This window comes from Thalassobacillus sp. B23F22_16, assembly GCF_043496955.1.
Taxonomy (GTDB): Bacteria; Bacillota; Bacilli; order Bacillales; family Halobacillaceae; genus Thalassobacillus; species Thalassobacillus devorans_A.
Genome location: NZ_JBIEKD010000003.1, coordinates 102707 through 118036, shown reverse-complemented (window position 1 = coordinate 118036; position 15330 = coordinate 102707). Strand labels below are relative to the sequence as shown.

Sequence of the window (15330 nt, the reverse complement as noted above, 5' to 3'; positions counted from 1 at the left end):
ACTGTCGGGTATTGGATGCTTCTTGCCTGGTCAGTTAATTTCCTCTCATGTGTTCATAAGGCGTTAACATTTTTCCCGTACTATAAATTGTATATGGCTTTCATTAAGTTTGTATAGAAATAGTTAATGGAGTTAATCACTTAATGAAGGGGGAAATGACGTCTATTATTTATCCATTATATTATATAACAATAACTAAGTAGGTGATTAGTATGACAGGTTCATTAGAACGTTTACAGAAAGTAATTGCTAAAAGTGGTGTTACATCAAGAAGAAAAGCGGAAAAGCTGATTGTGGAAGGAAAGGTATCCGTCAACGGAAAGGTCGTTAAGGAACTGGGGACGAAAGTGACAGCCGATGATAAAGTAGAAGTGGAAGGTGTGCCATTGACCAAAGAAGAACCGGTTTATTTTCTTCTATATAAGCCACGCGGTGTAATTTCCAGTGTCAAAGACGATAAAAACCGTAAAGTAGTAACAGATTTTCTTCCTGAAGAAATAGAGGAACGTGTATTTCCAGTCGGCCGTCTGGATTATGACACCTCCGGGATTTTATTATTAACAAATGATGGGGAATTCGCCAATCAATTGATGCATCCTAAACATGAAATTGAAAAAGTATATATCGCGAAGACAAAAGGAATCCCTTTAAGAGAAGATTTAGCTAAGCTGACAAAAGGAATACGGTCTGATGGTGAAGTATTAAAAGCTGCACATGTCAAAACAAAGTCGGTGGATAAAAAGAAGAACACAGCTATTATTCAATTGATCCTGCACGAAGGGAAAAACAGACAAGTGCGTCGAATGTTTGATTCCATCGGGTTTCCTGTCGATAAATTGAAACGGGAACGTTATGGTTTCCTTGATCTTCATGGTTTAAATGCAGGGGAGCTTCGTGAGTTGACCCCCCATGAAGTGAAACAGCTAAGGCATTTAGCGGAGAAAAATGTTAAATAACTTTCACATTTACCAATAGTGTTAAATGTTATAATCGCAAAAGGAGTGGTGAAAATGGATAAAAAGAAGAAAAAACAACGTCGGATGATATTTCGCACCCTGACATTAGCTGTGTTGGTCGGTCTTGTCATTTTTGCGATTATTGGAAATTTGTCTCAAGATGATGCGGTTGTTGCGGAAGGTGAACAGGCTCCGAACTTTGAACTGGAACAATTCGGTACAGAGGGTGAAAGAAAATCTCTGGATGATTTCAAAGGAAAAGGAGTAATGCTCAACTTCTGGGCTACATATTGCAAGCCTTGTGAAGAAGAAATGCCTTACATGCAAGAGCTGTACCCAAAGTATAAGGAAAAAGGTGTAGAGATAGTGGGCGTCAACCTTGATTCCACGAAACTGGTAGTCAATCGTTTTATTGATAAATATGAGCTCACTTTTACTAATCTTCATGATAAAAACGGGCAGGTAATGGATCAATATGGAATCAGCCCGATTCCTTCCACTTTTTTCATTGATGAAAATGGCGAAATTGTAGATAAAGTCATCGGACCTCTGACACTTGAAAAACTGGAAGAACATTTGAAAGAGATTCAACCGGAAGCATAAGTCTTAGGTATAGAGAGGTTTTACTATGAAAAAGATCAAATGCGAATGCGGGCACGTCAACCCGGAAGGTACAGTATTATGCGAAGCCTGCGGGAAGCCGATTGAAGGCAACCAGCATATTGATGGAAATAAGAAAGACTCGTTATTGAATATGCGTTATGAAGGAAGTGCTCGTCGTTCCCAGACTTATAATCGTAATATAGTAGATAAAGTATGGAACTTTTTCTCTTCTGTTAAAGTCGGGGTCTGGCTGATCATTATTACCCTGGTTGCGTCATCCCTTGGTACGATTTTTCCCCAGGAGATGTATATCCCTCCGGGCTCTGACCCGGCGACATTTTATGAAGACCAATATGGACTGGCAGGCAAAATCTATTATCAATTAGGATTCCACAATTTATACAGCACGGTATGGTTTATGTTGATGATTGCACTCATTGGTGTTTCCTTGGTCATTTGCAGCATTGACCGGGTGGTTCCATTACATAGGGCACTAAAAAAACAAAAGCCTAAACGCCATCATACTTTTTTGAAACGCCAGCGTGTTTTTGGGGAAACTAACGGACAAGCTGATGTTGAAGCTTTTAAAACAAAACTGAGAAAGCAGCGGTATAAAGTTTGGGATGAAGATGGACATATCCTCGCAGAGAAAGGTAGATTTTCCAGGTGGGGTCCTTATGTCAATCATATCGGGCTTATTATCTTTCTTTTAGGGGCATTGTTACGCTTTTTACCTTCTATGTATATCGATGACTTCGTATGGGTTCGGGAAGGTGAGACTGCTGTAGTGCCGTCCACAGACGGTCAATATTATGTTAAAAATGAAGACTTCATTCTTGAAAACTATGATCCTGATAAAGACGAACGATTCCAGGAAGCGTTGATGAACCAAAATGCTCCCGTTGCCAGCAACTATCAAACCAATGCTGTGATATACGAGCGTACCAACAATGACGTGGTAGGAGCTGAGCCGGAACTCGAAGAAATTCAAAAAAAAGAAATTGTTGTCAATAAACCGGCTAAGTTTGATGGTTTTGCCCTATATCAATCCAGCTATCAGTTAGATGAATTTTCTGCTATGTCTTTTACCCTCCATGAAACGGACGATGAATCAGCAGTACTGGGTGAATTTACTGTCGATTTGACGGATCCGGAGATGGAATACGAGCTGGATAGCGGTGCCAGGGTAGTAATCGATGAATATTTTCCAGAATATTACATGGACGAGAATCAGCCACGCTCTAAATCTAAATTCCCTAAAAATCCGGCATTTGTATTTTACGTTTATCCTCCAGATGGAGGCGATCCAGAGGTCAGTTTTGCCGGTATCGGAATGAATATCGATCCGACTAATGAAAATCAATATAAGCTGAGCCTGGCAGGTTACGATACAAGGGATGTTACTGGACTGGCTGTGAAAAAAGATTATACGCTGCCGTTTATGGCTGTAGGGGGATTAATCTTTATGATTGGGGTCGTCCAGGGAATGTACTGGAACCACCGAAGGATATGGCTGCAGCCTAGGGAGGACGGCGTCTGGATTGCCGGCCATACGAATAAGAATTGGTATGGACTGAAGAAAGACATCGAAAAGTCTATTGATCAGACAGGAATCGACATACCGGAGGATCAGCAGCAATTAAAAGGTTGACCCTTTTCAAGAAAAAGGGGATAGGAGGATAATTAAATGGGAAATCTGGTATCAATCAGCAGTAATCTATTATATGCTTCATTTTTCTTTTACATGATCGCTACCTTCTTTTTTGGCGGGACGATTCGTGATAAAAAAAATAGTGGCAGAGGAAAAGCAAGTACTATTGGGATTTCCTTGACTATTGCCGGGTTTATCACCCAGCTCGGTTATTTCTTCACTCGTTGGGCAGCCAGCAAACATGCCCCGGTGAGTAACTTGTTTGAATTTACGACATTTTTCGGCATGATGCTTGTCATGGCGTTTATCATCATTTACTTTATCTATCGATTGGATGTTATTGGTTTATTTGCACTGCCAGTTGCATTACTTATCATTGCCTATGCAAGCATGTTTCCGAGGGAGATATCGCCCTTGGTTCCTTCCTTGAAATCCCACTGGCTGTATATTCATGTAACCACAGCCGCAATTGGAGAGGCTATCTTAGCTATCAGTTTTGTGGCAGGCTTGATATTTTTAATCCGGCAAATCGATCAGACAAAAAAGTCTAAGCATACATTCTGGCTTGAATTTGTAATTTACTCCATTTTCTCTACTTTGGGTTTTATCATTGTCACTACTACTTTCGGTGCCATGGATTACCAGGCCCAGTTTCAGGCACCTATAGAAGGTCAGATTACAGCGGTAGAATATCACTTACCTGCAATTGCTGGCCCAAATGCCGGAGAGTTACAAACGGCGGGAGCCATGCAGCCACTATTTGATGCCCCGGAATGGATGAGGGGAGAAAGCGCAGCAAGAAAATTTAACACATTGATTTGGTCTCTTTTGAGCGGACTAGTTCTTTATGGGGCTGCACGTTTGATTTTGAGGAAGCGAGTAGCTGCAGTCATCCAGCCGAAGCTGAAAAAATTCAACCCGGATTTAATTGATGAAGTTTCTTATCGTGCAGTTTCGATCGGATTTCCAATATTCACATTAGGTGCTTTAATATTTGCCATGATTTGGGCACAAGAAGCCTGGAATCGATTCTGGGGATGGGATCCGAAAGAGGTATGGGCACTGATTACCTGGTTGTTCTATGCATTTTTCCTTCATCTGCGCTTATCAAGAGGCTGGCACGGTACTAAATCAGCCTGGCTTGCCGTAGGAGGATTTGCTATCATCATGTTCAACTTGATTGCTGTCAACCTTATTATCGCTGGATTACACTCCTACGCTTAAATATTTAGGGATTGATTTGTAAGATACTTGCAGAAGAAAAGACCAATGATAGACCATTAGAGGCCAGCAGTTCTCTGATGGTCTATCGTTTACATAATCATTTTTTGTTATGCTAAGAGGAAAAGAAACAAAGGTAATAGAATTGAATGATATATAGGGACTTTTAGAGGGGGCATCGCTATGGAAAAAGAAGCAAGGGTATTAGTAGTAGATGATGAAGAAAGAATCAGACGGCTGATTCGTATGTATCTAGAAAGAGAAAACTTTGAGGTTGAAGAAGCAGAAGATGGAGATGAAGCACTTACTAAGTCACTGAATAACGATTACGACGTGATATTATTGGATATTATGATGCCTGGAAAAGATGGAATTGAAGTTTGTAAGGATTTACGTGAAAAAAAAGCTACGCCCGTGCTGATGCTTACAGCAAAAGGAGAAGAAAGCAATCGTGTTCAAGGGTTTGAAGTAGGAGCAGACGACTATATTGTAAAACCATTCAGCCCGAGAGAAGTAGTGCTTCGGGTTAAAGCGATCCTGCGTCGGTCTTCGTCTACGAAGTTTCTTCAAACAGAGACTTCGGCAAATAATGTATTGGTGTTTCCTCATCTGACAATTGATAATGACGCACACCGGGTGACCGCTGATGGAAAAGAGGTAACATTGACCCCGAAAGAATATGAATTATTACATTTCCTTGCCAAAGCTCCTGATAAGGTCTTTGAACGGGAGCATTTATTGAAGGAAGTCTGGCAGTATGAATTTTTCGGTGATCTAAGAACAGTGGATACACATGTAAAACGACTGAGGGAAAAGTTAAGCAAGGTTTCCAAAGATGCCGCAAAAATGATTGTAACTGTCTGGGGTGTGGGATATAAATTCGAGGTAAGTGGTGACTGATGTTTTGGCGCAGTGTCGTAGGTAAACTATGGTTCACTATATTATTATTAGTTTCTTTTGTATTATTTCTTTTGACCGTATTACTCCTGGAGTTTTTTGAGAACTTTCACATTTTAGAAGCTGAAAGAGAGTTATTACAGACGGCAGAAAAGGTTTCCGAAATTGTTGATGAATATGGCGAAAGGGATTTAATTTTAGACACCTCTACCAGAGTGAAAGACCCTTCAAGCCGTGTCGTGATCTTTTTTAATGAGGACGACATGTGGAGTTCCTCGGCAGAAGGGACTCTGCCTCAAATCGACCGCCAATGGATTGAATCGGATGAGGAGCTTTCTTCCGTATTGACAGGGTCAGATCAAGTGAAAAAAATAGCGGATATTGATAACTTTCAAAATGGGGTCATGGTAGTAGGTACATCGTTAAATGCAGAAGGTTCAGGTGTCTTTGTCTACCAGTCTCTCGACTCAGTAGAAGAGACGACAATGCAGACGACTAAAATCATTTTTCTGGGTGCCGGAATAGCAATCATTTTGACTACGATATTCGCTTTCTTCTTATCGACACGGATCACAGCACCGCTAATCAAGATGCGAGAAGGTGCATTAGAACTTGCTAAAGGGGAATTCAACACGAAAGTACCCATTCTTACCCATGATGAAATTGGGGAGCTCGCAATGGCATTTAATCGGATGGGGCGCCAGTTAAAATTTCATATTAATGCATTGAATCAGGAAAAAGAGCAGTTGTCAGGGATTCTAAGCTCTATGGCTGATGGGGTTATCACTATAAATCGCCAAGGGGAGATCCTGATTACCAATCCTCCCGCTGAACAATACCTGCAAGCCTGGGCTTATGAAGAAGGTGGGACTGATATTGCTTATAAAGATGAGCCTATGCATTTGCCGGAAAGGTTGAAAGAGATATTCAACCAAGTGATTGAGACGGAGACGGAAGTAATGACAGAAACAGATGCCCAAGGGAGAAACTGGGTTATTATCATGACGCCATTATATGATAAATCTTCTGTCCGCGGAGCTGTTGCGGTATTAAGGGATATGACTGAAGAACGACGCCTGGATAAACTGAGACAGGATTTCATTGCAAATGTTTCCCATGAGTTACGCACCCCAATCTCGATGATGCAAGGGTATAGCGAAGCAATTGTAGATGATATAGCTGAAAGCAAGGAGGAGAAAAACGAACTTGCCCAAATCATCTATGAAGAATCCCAGCGGATGAGCAGACTGGTTAACGAACTGCTGGATCTGGCAAGAATGGAAGCCGGCCATATCACTTTGAATAAGGAAGAGGTAGAAATACGTCCGTTCGCAGAAAAGATTGTACGTAAATTCCAAGGGCTTGCCCAGGAGAAAGATGTCAACTTAAGACTCCATGCTCCAGAAGCGATGGGCACCAAATATTTTGACCCGGATCGTATCGAGCAAGTGTATACGAATTTAATCGATAATGCGATTCGCCATACCAATACGGGTGGAAATGTTGATATTCATCTGGAAATGACGAATGAAGGAATCCATTCGGCTGTACAGGATTCTGGCACTGGGATTCCTGAAGAAGATTTGCCATTTGTATTCGAGCGTTTCTATAAGGCAGACAAATCGAGGAAAAGGAAAAAGGGAAAGACAGGTACAGGCCTTGGGCTCTCTATCGCTAAACATATTATTGAAGCACACCAGGGAACTATTGCTGTGCACAGTAAAGAAGGTTCGGGTACGACATTTTCTTTTCACTTGCCTGATCTTAGCGAAGATCTACAAGATTTGTAATAAAATCTTGTTACCTGTGAAACAACTATTTACTTTCCCCTAGCTTATGGTAATATAAAAATAGAATTGAATAAGTGAATCAAGGTACTTTTGAGTAGTTGAAAAGGGAATTTGGTGAAAGTCCAAAGCTGTCCTCGCAACTGTAAGTGCCACGAACCGGACAGACCACTGTACCGTAATGTATGGGAAGGGTCCGTAGTAGGGAAAGCACAAGCCAGTAGACCTGCCTTGATTCGTCGTTTCAAAGCTTCGGGGATTGAGCTGTTTGAGACAACCGGTGGAATAAACCCATTAAGTCGGGACCTATTTGAATACTGGTAGTCCAAGCCCATTCTGTTGAAGAATGGGCTTTTAATGTGGGGAAAAGGCGGTTGTCTATCTGAATTTCACACCCAAAAGCAATGAAACAAACAAACTGCGTGAAAGGATGATAGATCATGCTAAACATGAAGCAATTTATTGTTGCTGTATTAATGGCAGCGGCAGTATTGACAGGATGTCAATCCGGATCAGAGGAGTCAAGTCAGGCTCAACAAGAACAGCAGGAACAGGTACCTGTGAAGGTCACTATTTCCCAAGGGGAAGGTGAAGAAATGGTGGCAGAAAAAGAGTTGGAAGTTGAGGAAGGTACAAGTTTAATGGAAGTTTTAAAAGATAATTTCGAAGAAGTAGAGGAAAAAGATGGCTTCGTAACCAAGATTGAAGGGATAGAGGCAAAAGAAGGGGAACAGAAAGCCTGGTTCTTTACGATCAATGGAGAGGATGCGTCTGTGGGAGCAAAAGAATACAAAGTAGAAGAAAATGACTCTTTCACTTTTGATTTCCATGCATGGGACTGATAAGGATGAACACCTATAAAATAACATTAATAGCATTGCTGGCGTCCCTCGCGGTAGTTGGCAGGTATGTATTCGCTTTTTTACCAAACGTTCAGCCGGTTACTGCTATCATCATTATTGCGGGATTTTGGCTGGGGCCACTAGCAGCAGTTGTGCTGGCAGTTTTGGTCACCTTCCTGTCCAATGTCATGTTAGGGATGGGGATCTGGACGATATGGCAAGTAGCTGCCTGGGCTGTCATTGGTTTGGTTAGCGGATTGATCGGCAGATATTGGTCAGCTATTCCGCTGCTATTATTGGCTGCTTTCGGAGCGTTGAGTGGCATATTTTATGGTCTGGTATTGTCTGTAACCATGTATAGCTTTGCAGGATCATTTTGGGGATATTATCTGGCCGGCCTGCCATTTGATCTTTACCATGCTGCAGGCAATGCAGTGTTCATCACCACGCTTTATCCTGTATTCAGTCGTCTGTTTCAACGTTATTATAACCAATGGATACCAGCTTGAAATACCAGCCAATAAAGGTTGGTATTTTTTCTATATTATGACTATTATTAAGGGGGATGTAACTTTTTAATACATAATGCGACTAATTTAGTGAACAGGAGGTCTCTCCACTGTGAGATCGATATTTGAATCTCTTTATGAAAAATATCATCAGGATATATTTCAGTTTATTTTTTATATGGTGAAGAATCGGGAGCAAACGGAAGACCTCGTTCAAGAGGTTTATATAAAAGTCTTAAAATCTTACGATAAGTTTAAAGGGGACAGCAGTGAAAAAACTTGGTTGTTTTCTATTGCCAGACATGTCACGATCGATTTCTTTCGTAAGCAGGAAAGAAAGAGAAAACGCCTGCTGGAATTTTTCGACTGGGAGAAAAAAGGCGAACAAATAAAAGATCAACAGCCTTTACCAGAGGAGATAGCTGAAAAAAATGAGCAAATACAAATTCTTTATGAACACTTGGATAAGCTGACAGTGGATCAGAGAAGTGTCATTATTTTGAGATTCATACAATTAATGTCAATCCAGGAAACCGCTGATATTTTAGGGTGGTCCATCAGTAAAGTGAAAACAACCCAGCATCGGGGCATGAAAGTATTGCAGGATTTGATGGCAGATCAACGAAAGGAGGGAGATAATTATGAAGCAAAATAAAAACGACAGGCGTAAGGAACTGGAAAAGGATTTAGAAAAATTCCCTTTTATCCAGGACCACCAGGATAAAGATGAGCTTTATAACAAAATTTCCCTTCAAATGATGGAAGAAGAGCCCAAAAAAAGAAAACTGGTTATCATGCCAATCTTTGCTCTGGTTGCGGTGCTCTTTCTAACAGCCCTCATCCTCCCGCCCATTTTAATAGACCAGTCTGGCGAAGACTCGATGGATATAGCGACAGAATCCAATGAGGGCGGTGAAGATAACTCAGAAACCCTGCATGATGAGCAGTCAGCGGAGCTCTCCCAGATCCCATCTGAAATGGAAGTAACAGAGCGAGACATGGATGGCAGCGAACTGCAAAGTTATTTGGTGTTTGAAAAATTTAAGGAAAACCCATTTATAATTGCGGTTGCCGCAGGAATGAATGGGGAGCAGATCATCCCATTTGCCATTACAACAAAGGATGGACAATTGAATTATACCACTACTACCACTTTAGTGGCTGAACAAGCAGAAGAACTTGGCGTGGCCGGTTTTCCATTACAAGGAACAGAAATAAACAGGAAGGGAACGGAAGCAGATATAATTTTTCCGGAGGATTTTCAAATGGCTGGAGGTTCAAGCTCTGATGTTATGCTTCATAATAGTATCGAGCAGACCTTTCAAAATAGCCAAGTATCGCAAGTGAACCTTAAATATAAGGATGGACGTCCTTTTGAAATGGGTAACTTTGGAACGGTTGAGTCCTTGACAATCGCCTCCTCTGTGAAAGTGAGTTATAAACTTTATAACTATCCGGCAACGGAATCAAAGTTTTTAGTTCCTATAAAGATAGATGAAAACGCCACAATCGAAGAGGCATTTCAAACGATGATCGATAATGAGGGAGGAGAGTACATCGATTCCCCAATACCGGCAGGTGTTTCGTTAAAAGGGGAAGAAGCCAGTGAGGAACTGCTTTCCGTTACTATAACCACCTCAAATAAATTGGAACCGGACCAACAATCCATAACGATGATTGAAGCTGTGTTGGCTACGGCTGCCTCATTTGGTTATGAACATGTACAATTGCAAGGTCTCCCATTCAGGAGTATTGATAGGTATGATCTCTCCAACCCTTTGGAAACCCCTGTAGCAGTGAACCCTCTTCTTATGGATACAAACTAAAAAGCAGACAAAATATACAGTTTAAGCTGCCTGCTGGATTGGGGGATCCAGGCAGGGGAATAAATTAAGGTGAATTGCTGCAATGCGAGAGTTCCGTGTTAAAATAAAATGGGGGATAGGAGTAAAGACAGGGGAGTAAATAAAAAAAGCCCCCTCGGCCAGGGGCTTTGGTGCTAATTATTCAAATTTAACAGGGTCGCCTTCAAATGGTTCATCCGCTACTTTAATGGAGTCGGTTGGGCAGCCTTCAAAAGCATCTTCCATGTCTTCTTCCAGCACTTCTGGAATTTCAACGATACCTTCGTTATCATCCAGTACTACATACGCGATTCCTTCATCATCATAATCGTAAATATCTGGAGCTGCAGCACCACAAGCACCGCACGCAATACAGGTTTCTTTGTCAACAATTGTGTATTTAGCCATAACACATTCCCTCCTAATAATACAGATCCCTAAAAATAAATTATACAAGTGAAGATTATTTTCTCTCTGAGAACATTCGCCTTAAATTTATTGTACTGCTATCCCATACTTTTTTCAACCATAAAAAATGCCCGAAACCCTTGCAGCTATGCGGTTTGGTGTGACTTTTATAACTATTCATACTCAAGCATATGTAGTAAGTTGAAAAAGGAGCAAACATAAAGGAGAATCTACGTGTTTGAATACATTTTACTTCGCTGTATTAATAACTTGAAGGGCGAGAGGTCACTGGCGGGGATTTATAACCTGCTTGCGGGCAAGCGGTCCTCTCAGACACTGCAAGATGCTCATGCTTATCAACTGACTGGATTTTTTGCTATCTATAAAACGTTAGATCGAACTGAATTAATTTCCTTCGTTGAAGGTTTGAGACAATCCCATAAAATAACTATCAAAAATGACCGGCCGGAAATTACTAGTTATGGTCATGAAGAACTGAAACGGTTGGAACAAAAGTGGGAACCGCTTTATTTTGCTGGTATACATATACAAGAGCATATTTCTGTTTTTGAAGAGCGTCTATTTTTATATATCCAGACTATCACGAATATGAAAGCTGGACATCAATCCTTCCTGCCAGTTTCTGAGCGTCCAGATATCTTGAATTGGGTGAAGAGTAACTATAAACGTAACAAGACGAATCTTGAAAGCCACACGATTGATATGTATAAGGAACTCCATACTTTGTTGAATGCCGCTCCTCAGGAGGAGGCAGAGGTGTTCAGTTACCGTATCACAGGTGCAGGCCGTATCGGTTTAAGTAAACAACAACTGGCAGATAAATTTGATTTGTCTGTCCATGATGTACATCTTCTCCTGCAGCATAGCTTGCATCGTTTCTACCAAATGGCAGAAGCGAAACCGGAACAATGGCCTACACTGGCTTTATTTGTAAAAACTGTAGATGACACAGGTGGCTTGATTACAAACTCAGCACAAAAAACCTATAAACTTATCAAACAAGGGCTGGATTTGGAATCAATTGTTCGCATCCGTGGCTTGAAAATGAGTACGATACATGATCATGTTGTAGAGATGGCATTGGTAATGCCGGATTTTCCTATGTATTATTTTATCAGCGATAAAGAGGTAACTGAAATTAATAATACTCTACAAACGCTTAATACAAATAAGCTCAGGGAAATTTATGATGCACTTCAAGGGAATTTTGATTATTTCCAAATAAGATTAGTGCAAGCAAATAGACAGCACAGCCAAAGCGGGGAAACATTATGAACGACAGATTATTGGAAAATAAGTTGAAAATGTATTTTGGCTTCGATACTTTCAAGCAAGGACAAAAAGAAATTATAAGAGACGTAATGGCAGGTGAAGATACGCTCGGTATTCTGCCGACTGGTTCAGGGAAATCTGTCTGTTACCAACTTCCTGCGATGATTACAGAAGGGATTACTATTGTAGTCTCGCCATTAGTCTCATTGATGATTGATCAAGTAAAAGAACTAAAGGCCAACGGCTATAAACAAGTGACAGCCATTAACAGTTTTTTATCAGTCAGTCAGAAGCAGCAGGTGTTCGATCAGCTTAGTCGATACAAACTTATCTATTTATCACCTGAAATGCTTCAAAATGAAACGGTAATTCGTCGTTTGAAGATGTTGAAAGTTTCATTTTTCGTCGTAGATGAAGCACACTGCATTTCCCAATGGGGTCACGAGTTTCGAACGGATTATTTAAAATTATCAACAGTGATTGCTGAGTTAAACCATCCCCCCGTTTTGGCTTTAAGCGGTACAGCAACCCCGGAAGTCCAGGGGGATATCATTAAGCAATTAGGGCTAAAAAGAATGAAGCAGCACATTTACCCGATGGACAAAGAAAATATAAGTTTTGTTGTGGAACATGTAGAAAATCCTGATGAAAAATTAAGGAAGATCTCCAAAGCACTACATCATCAAGATGCGCCTGCTATGATTTATTTTTCAAGTAGAAATTGGGCAGAACGGGCATCCATAGAACTTTCTTCAAAAATGCCTGAAAAAAGGATCGCATATTATCACGGAGGTATGGAACAAGCGGATCGTTTGTTAATTCAACAGCAGTTCATGAATGATCAGCTGGATATCATTTGTTGTACAAACGCGTTTGGAATGGGGATTAATAAGAAAAATATTAGATATGTCATCCATTTCCATCTCCCCACCCAAACAGAGTCATTTATCCAGGAGGTAGGGAGAGCAGGACGCGATGGTAATCACAGTATCAGTATCGTGTACTATTCTCCGTCTGATGATTACCTGCCAAAAAAGCTGATACAAAGCGAGCTTCCAGAACCTGCACACTTGAAGGCTGTCCTGCATTATTTGCTCTGCCTCTACCAGGCCAATGCTTTGCTTCCGTCAGATGAAATGGTCCAAGATCAATTGGAGTTGTCCGAGAACCAATGGCGTTTTTTTAAGTATCATTTTTATCGAAATGGACTGCTTGATAATAAGAAAGTAGTATTCAATGAAAAGAAATGGAAAGAATTCTATGAGTTGTTGAAAGAGCGGATTGAAAATAGGTACCACTATAAAATGGCCAGATTCTCTGAATTGTTGACATGGGTTCATCACCGAAATTGCAGAAGAGAAAAGTTATACCAGGCTTTTCAAGATACAGTAAAGCCGCCTGTTGTTCCATGTTGTGATCAATGTGGGTTTCAACTGCATGACTTTTCATTTGGTGAGAGTGAAAGGAATACGGAACAGGAGAGTTGGGAAGAGAGGCTGTACAAGATATTTCTCGCAGGGGGACAAGCATGAAGAGACCAAGCCAGTCAGACCTTATAAAAACGATGTCAAACAGGGAAATCACATTACACCTTGTGTTGACACAAGCAATCATTCTTGCCTTAAGTGTGATAGGCAGCTGGCTCCTTTTTTCCAGCTTCTGGGAGGGATGGAGAAATCAACTTACTTTTTCCCCGTTCGAAGTTTTTGTCTATGGAATAGTACCAGGAGTCATTGTAGTTTCCATTGATTTAATTTTAATGAAATTTGTTCCTGAAAAGTATTATGATGATGGCGGTATTAATGTCAAGGTGTTTAAAGGCCGCTCACTAAGAGGTATTATTGGCATCACATTATTGGTTGCCATCAGTGAAGAGTTGTTGTTCCGCGGGGTGCTTCATGCACAATTCGGCTATATAATTGCGAGTACATTATTTGCTGTGATGCACATCCGTTATTTAAAAAAGTTTGTACTGCTTATTTCCGTATTATTCGTCAGTTTCTTTATCGGCTATATGTATGAAATCACAGGAAACCTATTAACGACAATCACCGCTCATTTCGTTATCGATTTATTATTGGCGCTATATATCCGCTACCGAATGAGTTAACTTTTATAGGAATAAAAACATAAAAGCCTACCTTTTTTGGGTAGGCTTTTTGCTTAGAAGAATTGTTTTTTATCCCGTTCTTCTTTAAGAATCTCTACGGCTTCCCGGAAACGCAGGGAGTGGACAATTTCCCGTTCTCTTAAAAATGCGAGACCATCATTCAAATCAGGATCATCTGACATATTGATGATCCACTGGTAAGTAGCGCGGGCTTTTTCTTCTGCCGCGATGTCTTCATATAGATCTGCTATCGGGTCGCCTTTTGCCTGAATATAAGTTGCTGTCCATGGATCACCAGCAGCATTCTGATAGAATAAAGCATTATCATGATTGGCGTAATGAGCTCCTAATCCAGCTTCTTTCATCTGTTCAGGTGTTGCGTCTTTCGTTAATTTATAGACCATTGTTGCAATCATTTCTAAATGAGCGAACTCTTCTGTCCCTATATCTGTCAATAACCCAATAACCTTGTCAGGGATGGAATAACGCTGGTTCAGGTAACGTAAAGCAGCGGCCAATTCCCCATCGGCACCCCCATACTGCTCGATCAAATACTTGGCTAGACGAGGATTACAGTTGCTGACCTTGACTGGGTATTGTAGCTTTTTCTCGTAATACCACATGACAAAGAATCACCTCCGCTTAAAATTCTTTTTTATACTTGCCATGGCCAGGGGCTATCTTTCCATTGCCATGGTACACCGGAATAGCTTTTTCCATACTGCATCAACGGACCGAACTGCTGTTCAAAATTCTTTTTCAGCCTGCGACTTTCCCGGGCGCAGGCATTGAATTGTTCGATCGCATCCTGATCATTTGGATGGGTATCTAAATATAAGGTTAATTCCACTAATACAAAGTCCACGGCCTGAATTGCCTCCATCTGGTGGTAATATTCAGGAGGGATGGTCGCCATTATTTCCCCTCCTCTCTGTAGGGCTTCTTTTTCGGATAAGGATCAAATAGGGCTGGCCATAATGTCCCTTTTCTTAATGCAACCCGGGGGTCGAACTGTTGTAATCCCGGTGGCTGGTAGGGCATGTATAAATGTGGCGGGGTAGAATAACATTTGATTTCCCTTGGAGGGCAGGGATCCATCGGACTATGGAAAGGTCGGTAGCATTTCTGCTGGGTGTACATCATCATCACCTTCCTTAACGGAGACTATTGCAATTGTATGTACACGAAAGGTCGTCCTATACCCTAATT

At 41.0% G+C, this 15330-nt stretch carries 17 protein-coding genes and 1 riboswitch; of the genes, 13 read left to right on the top strand and 4 right to left on the bottom strand.

Going from position 1 to position 15330, the window contains the following annotated elements; all coding sequences use genetic code 11:
• Positions 1-212: 212 nt before the first annotated feature.
• The 10 genes from ACGTNI_RS04425 to ACGTNI_RS04380 all read left to right on the top strand — a co-directional run bounded on the left by ACGTNI_RS04425 (position 213) and on the right by ACGTNI_RS04380 (position 10292).
• Entirely contained in the window at positions 213-956 is a 744-nt protein-coding gene (locus ACGTNI_RS04425; protein WP_394460302.1) for a pseudouridine synthase, read from the top strand.
• A 54-nt stretch (positions 957-1010) separates the two neighbouring features.
• Positions 1011-1559, top strand: coding sequence for a thiol-disulfide oxidoreductase ResA (gene resA / locus ACGTNI_RS04420; RefSeq protein WP_085508736.1), 549 nt, complete (start codon positions 1011-1013; stop codon positions 1557-1559).
• 25 nt (positions 1560-1584) lie between these two features.
• A complete protein-coding gene (gene resB / locus ACGTNI_RS04415) occupies positions 1585-3210 on the top strand; it encodes a cytochrome c biogenesis protein ResB (protein WP_085508735.1) in 1626 nt (541 codons plus the stop codon).
• Between the two features lie 36 nt (positions 3211-3246).
• A complete protein-coding gene (gene ccsB / locus ACGTNI_RS04410) occupies positions 3247-4434 on the top strand; it encodes a c-type cytochrome biogenesis protein CcsB (protein WP_085508734.1) in 1188 nt (395 codons plus the stop codon).
• A gap of 180 nt (positions 4435-4614) precedes the next feature.
• Positions 4615-5331 (top strand): response regulator transcription factor, encoded by a 717-nt coding sequence (locus ACGTNI_RS04405; protein ID WP_085508733.1) that lies wholly within the window; start codon positions 4615-4617, stop codon positions 5329-5331.
• On the top strand, positions 5331-7118 hold the full coding sequence (locus ACGTNI_RS04400) for an ATP-binding protein (RefSeq protein WP_085508732.1): 1788 nt from the start codon (positions 5331-5333) through the stop codon (positions 7116-7118). The genes ACGTNI_RS04405 and ACGTNI_RS04400 overlap by 1 nt, the downstream gene beginning before the upstream one ends.
• 65 nt (positions 7119-7183) lie before the next feature.
• Positions 7184-7363: riboswitch (cobalamin riboswitch) on the top strand.
• A gap of 192 nt (positions 7364-7555) precedes the next feature.
• Positions 7556-7957, top strand: coding sequence for a DUF4430 domain-containing protein (locus ACGTNI_RS04395; protein WP_085508731.1), 402 nt, complete (start codon positions 7556-7558; stop codon positions 7955-7957).
• A gap of 5 nt (positions 7958-7962) precedes the next feature.
• Positions 7963-8466, top strand: a complete 504-nt coding sequence (locus ACGTNI_RS04390) for an ECF transporter S component (protein WP_085508730.1) — start codon at positions 7963-7965, stop codon at positions 8464-8466.
• 112 nt (positions 8467-8578) lie between these two features.
• Positions 8579-9121, top strand: a complete 543-nt coding sequence (gene sigX, locus ACGTNI_RS04385) for an RNA polymerase sigma factor SigX (protein WP_085508729.1) — start codon at positions 8579-8581, stop codon at positions 9119-9121.
• On the top strand, positions 9108-10292 hold the full coding sequence (locus tag ACGTNI_RS04380) for an RsiX family anti-sigma factor (RefSeq protein WP_394460297.1): 1185 nt from the start codon (positions 9108-9110) through the stop codon (positions 10290-10292). The genes sigX and ACGTNI_RS04380 overlap by 14 nt, the downstream gene beginning before the upstream one ends.
• Positions 10293-10469: 177 nt before the next feature.
• Here ACGTNI_RS04380 and ACGTNI_RS04375 read toward each other — a convergent pair whose 3' ends face one another.
• Complete coding sequence (locus ACGTNI_RS04375) at positions 10470-10718, bottom strand: ferredoxin (RefSeq protein WP_028783072.1); 249 nt, start codon at positions 10716-10718, stop codon at positions 10470-10472.
• 234 nt (positions 10719-10952) lie between these two features.
• Between ACGTNI_RS04375 and ACGTNI_RS04370 the strand changes: the two genes are divergently transcribed.
• The 3 genes from ACGTNI_RS04370 to ACGTNI_RS04360 are packed head-to-tail and all read left to right on the top strand — an operon-like array spanning position 10953 to position 14121.
• Positions 10953-12014 carry a YpbB family protein gene (locus tag ACGTNI_RS04370; RefSeq protein ID WP_085508727.1) on the top strand — a complete coding sequence of 354 codons (1062 nt, stop codon included), beginning with the start codon at positions 10953-10955 and terminating at the stop codon, positions 12012-12014.
• On the top strand, positions 12011-13543 hold the full coding sequence (locus ACGTNI_RS04365; RefSeq protein ID WP_394460294.1) for a RecQ family ATP-dependent DNA helicase: 1533 nt from the start codon (positions 12011-12013) through the stop codon (positions 13541-13543). Before ACGTNI_RS04370 ends, ACGTNI_RS04365 begins: the two co-directional genes overlap by 4 nt.
• Positions 13540-14121: a CPBP family intramembrane glutamic endopeptidase gene (locus ACGTNI_RS04360; RefSeq protein WP_085508725.1), complete on the top strand. Its 582-nt coding sequence runs from the start codon at positions 13540-13542 to the stop codon at positions 14119-14121. The genes ACGTNI_RS04365 and ACGTNI_RS04360 overlap by 4 nt, the downstream gene beginning before the upstream one ends.
• A 53-nt stretch (positions 14122-14174) precedes the next feature.
• Here the strand turns inward: ACGTNI_RS04360 and ACGTNI_RS04355 are convergent, their stop codons facing one another.
• The 3 genes from ACGTNI_RS04355 to ACGTNI_RS04345 are packed head-to-tail and all read right to left on the bottom strand — an operon-like array spanning position 14175 to position 15261.
• A complete protein-coding gene (locus ACGTNI_RS04355; protein ID WP_062446438.1) occupies positions 14175-14744 on the bottom strand; it encodes a manganese catalase family protein in 570 nt (189 codons plus the stop codon).
• Positions 14745-14776: 32 nt separating this feature from the next.
• The gene (locus tag ACGTNI_RS04350) at positions 14777-15037 is read right to left on the bottom strand and encodes a spore coat protein CotJB (RefSeq protein ID WP_062446436.1); all 261 of its coding nucleotides are present in this window, start codon (positions 15035-15037) and stop codon (positions 14777-14779) included.
• Positions 15037-15261, bottom strand: a complete 225-nt coding sequence (locus ACGTNI_RS04345; protein ID WP_085509235.1) for a spore coat associated protein CotJA — start codon at positions 15259-15261, stop codon at positions 15037-15039. The genes ACGTNI_RS04350 and ACGTNI_RS04345 overlap by 1 nt, the downstream gene beginning before the upstream one ends.
• Between the last annotated feature and the right edge of the window lie 69 nt (positions 15262-15330).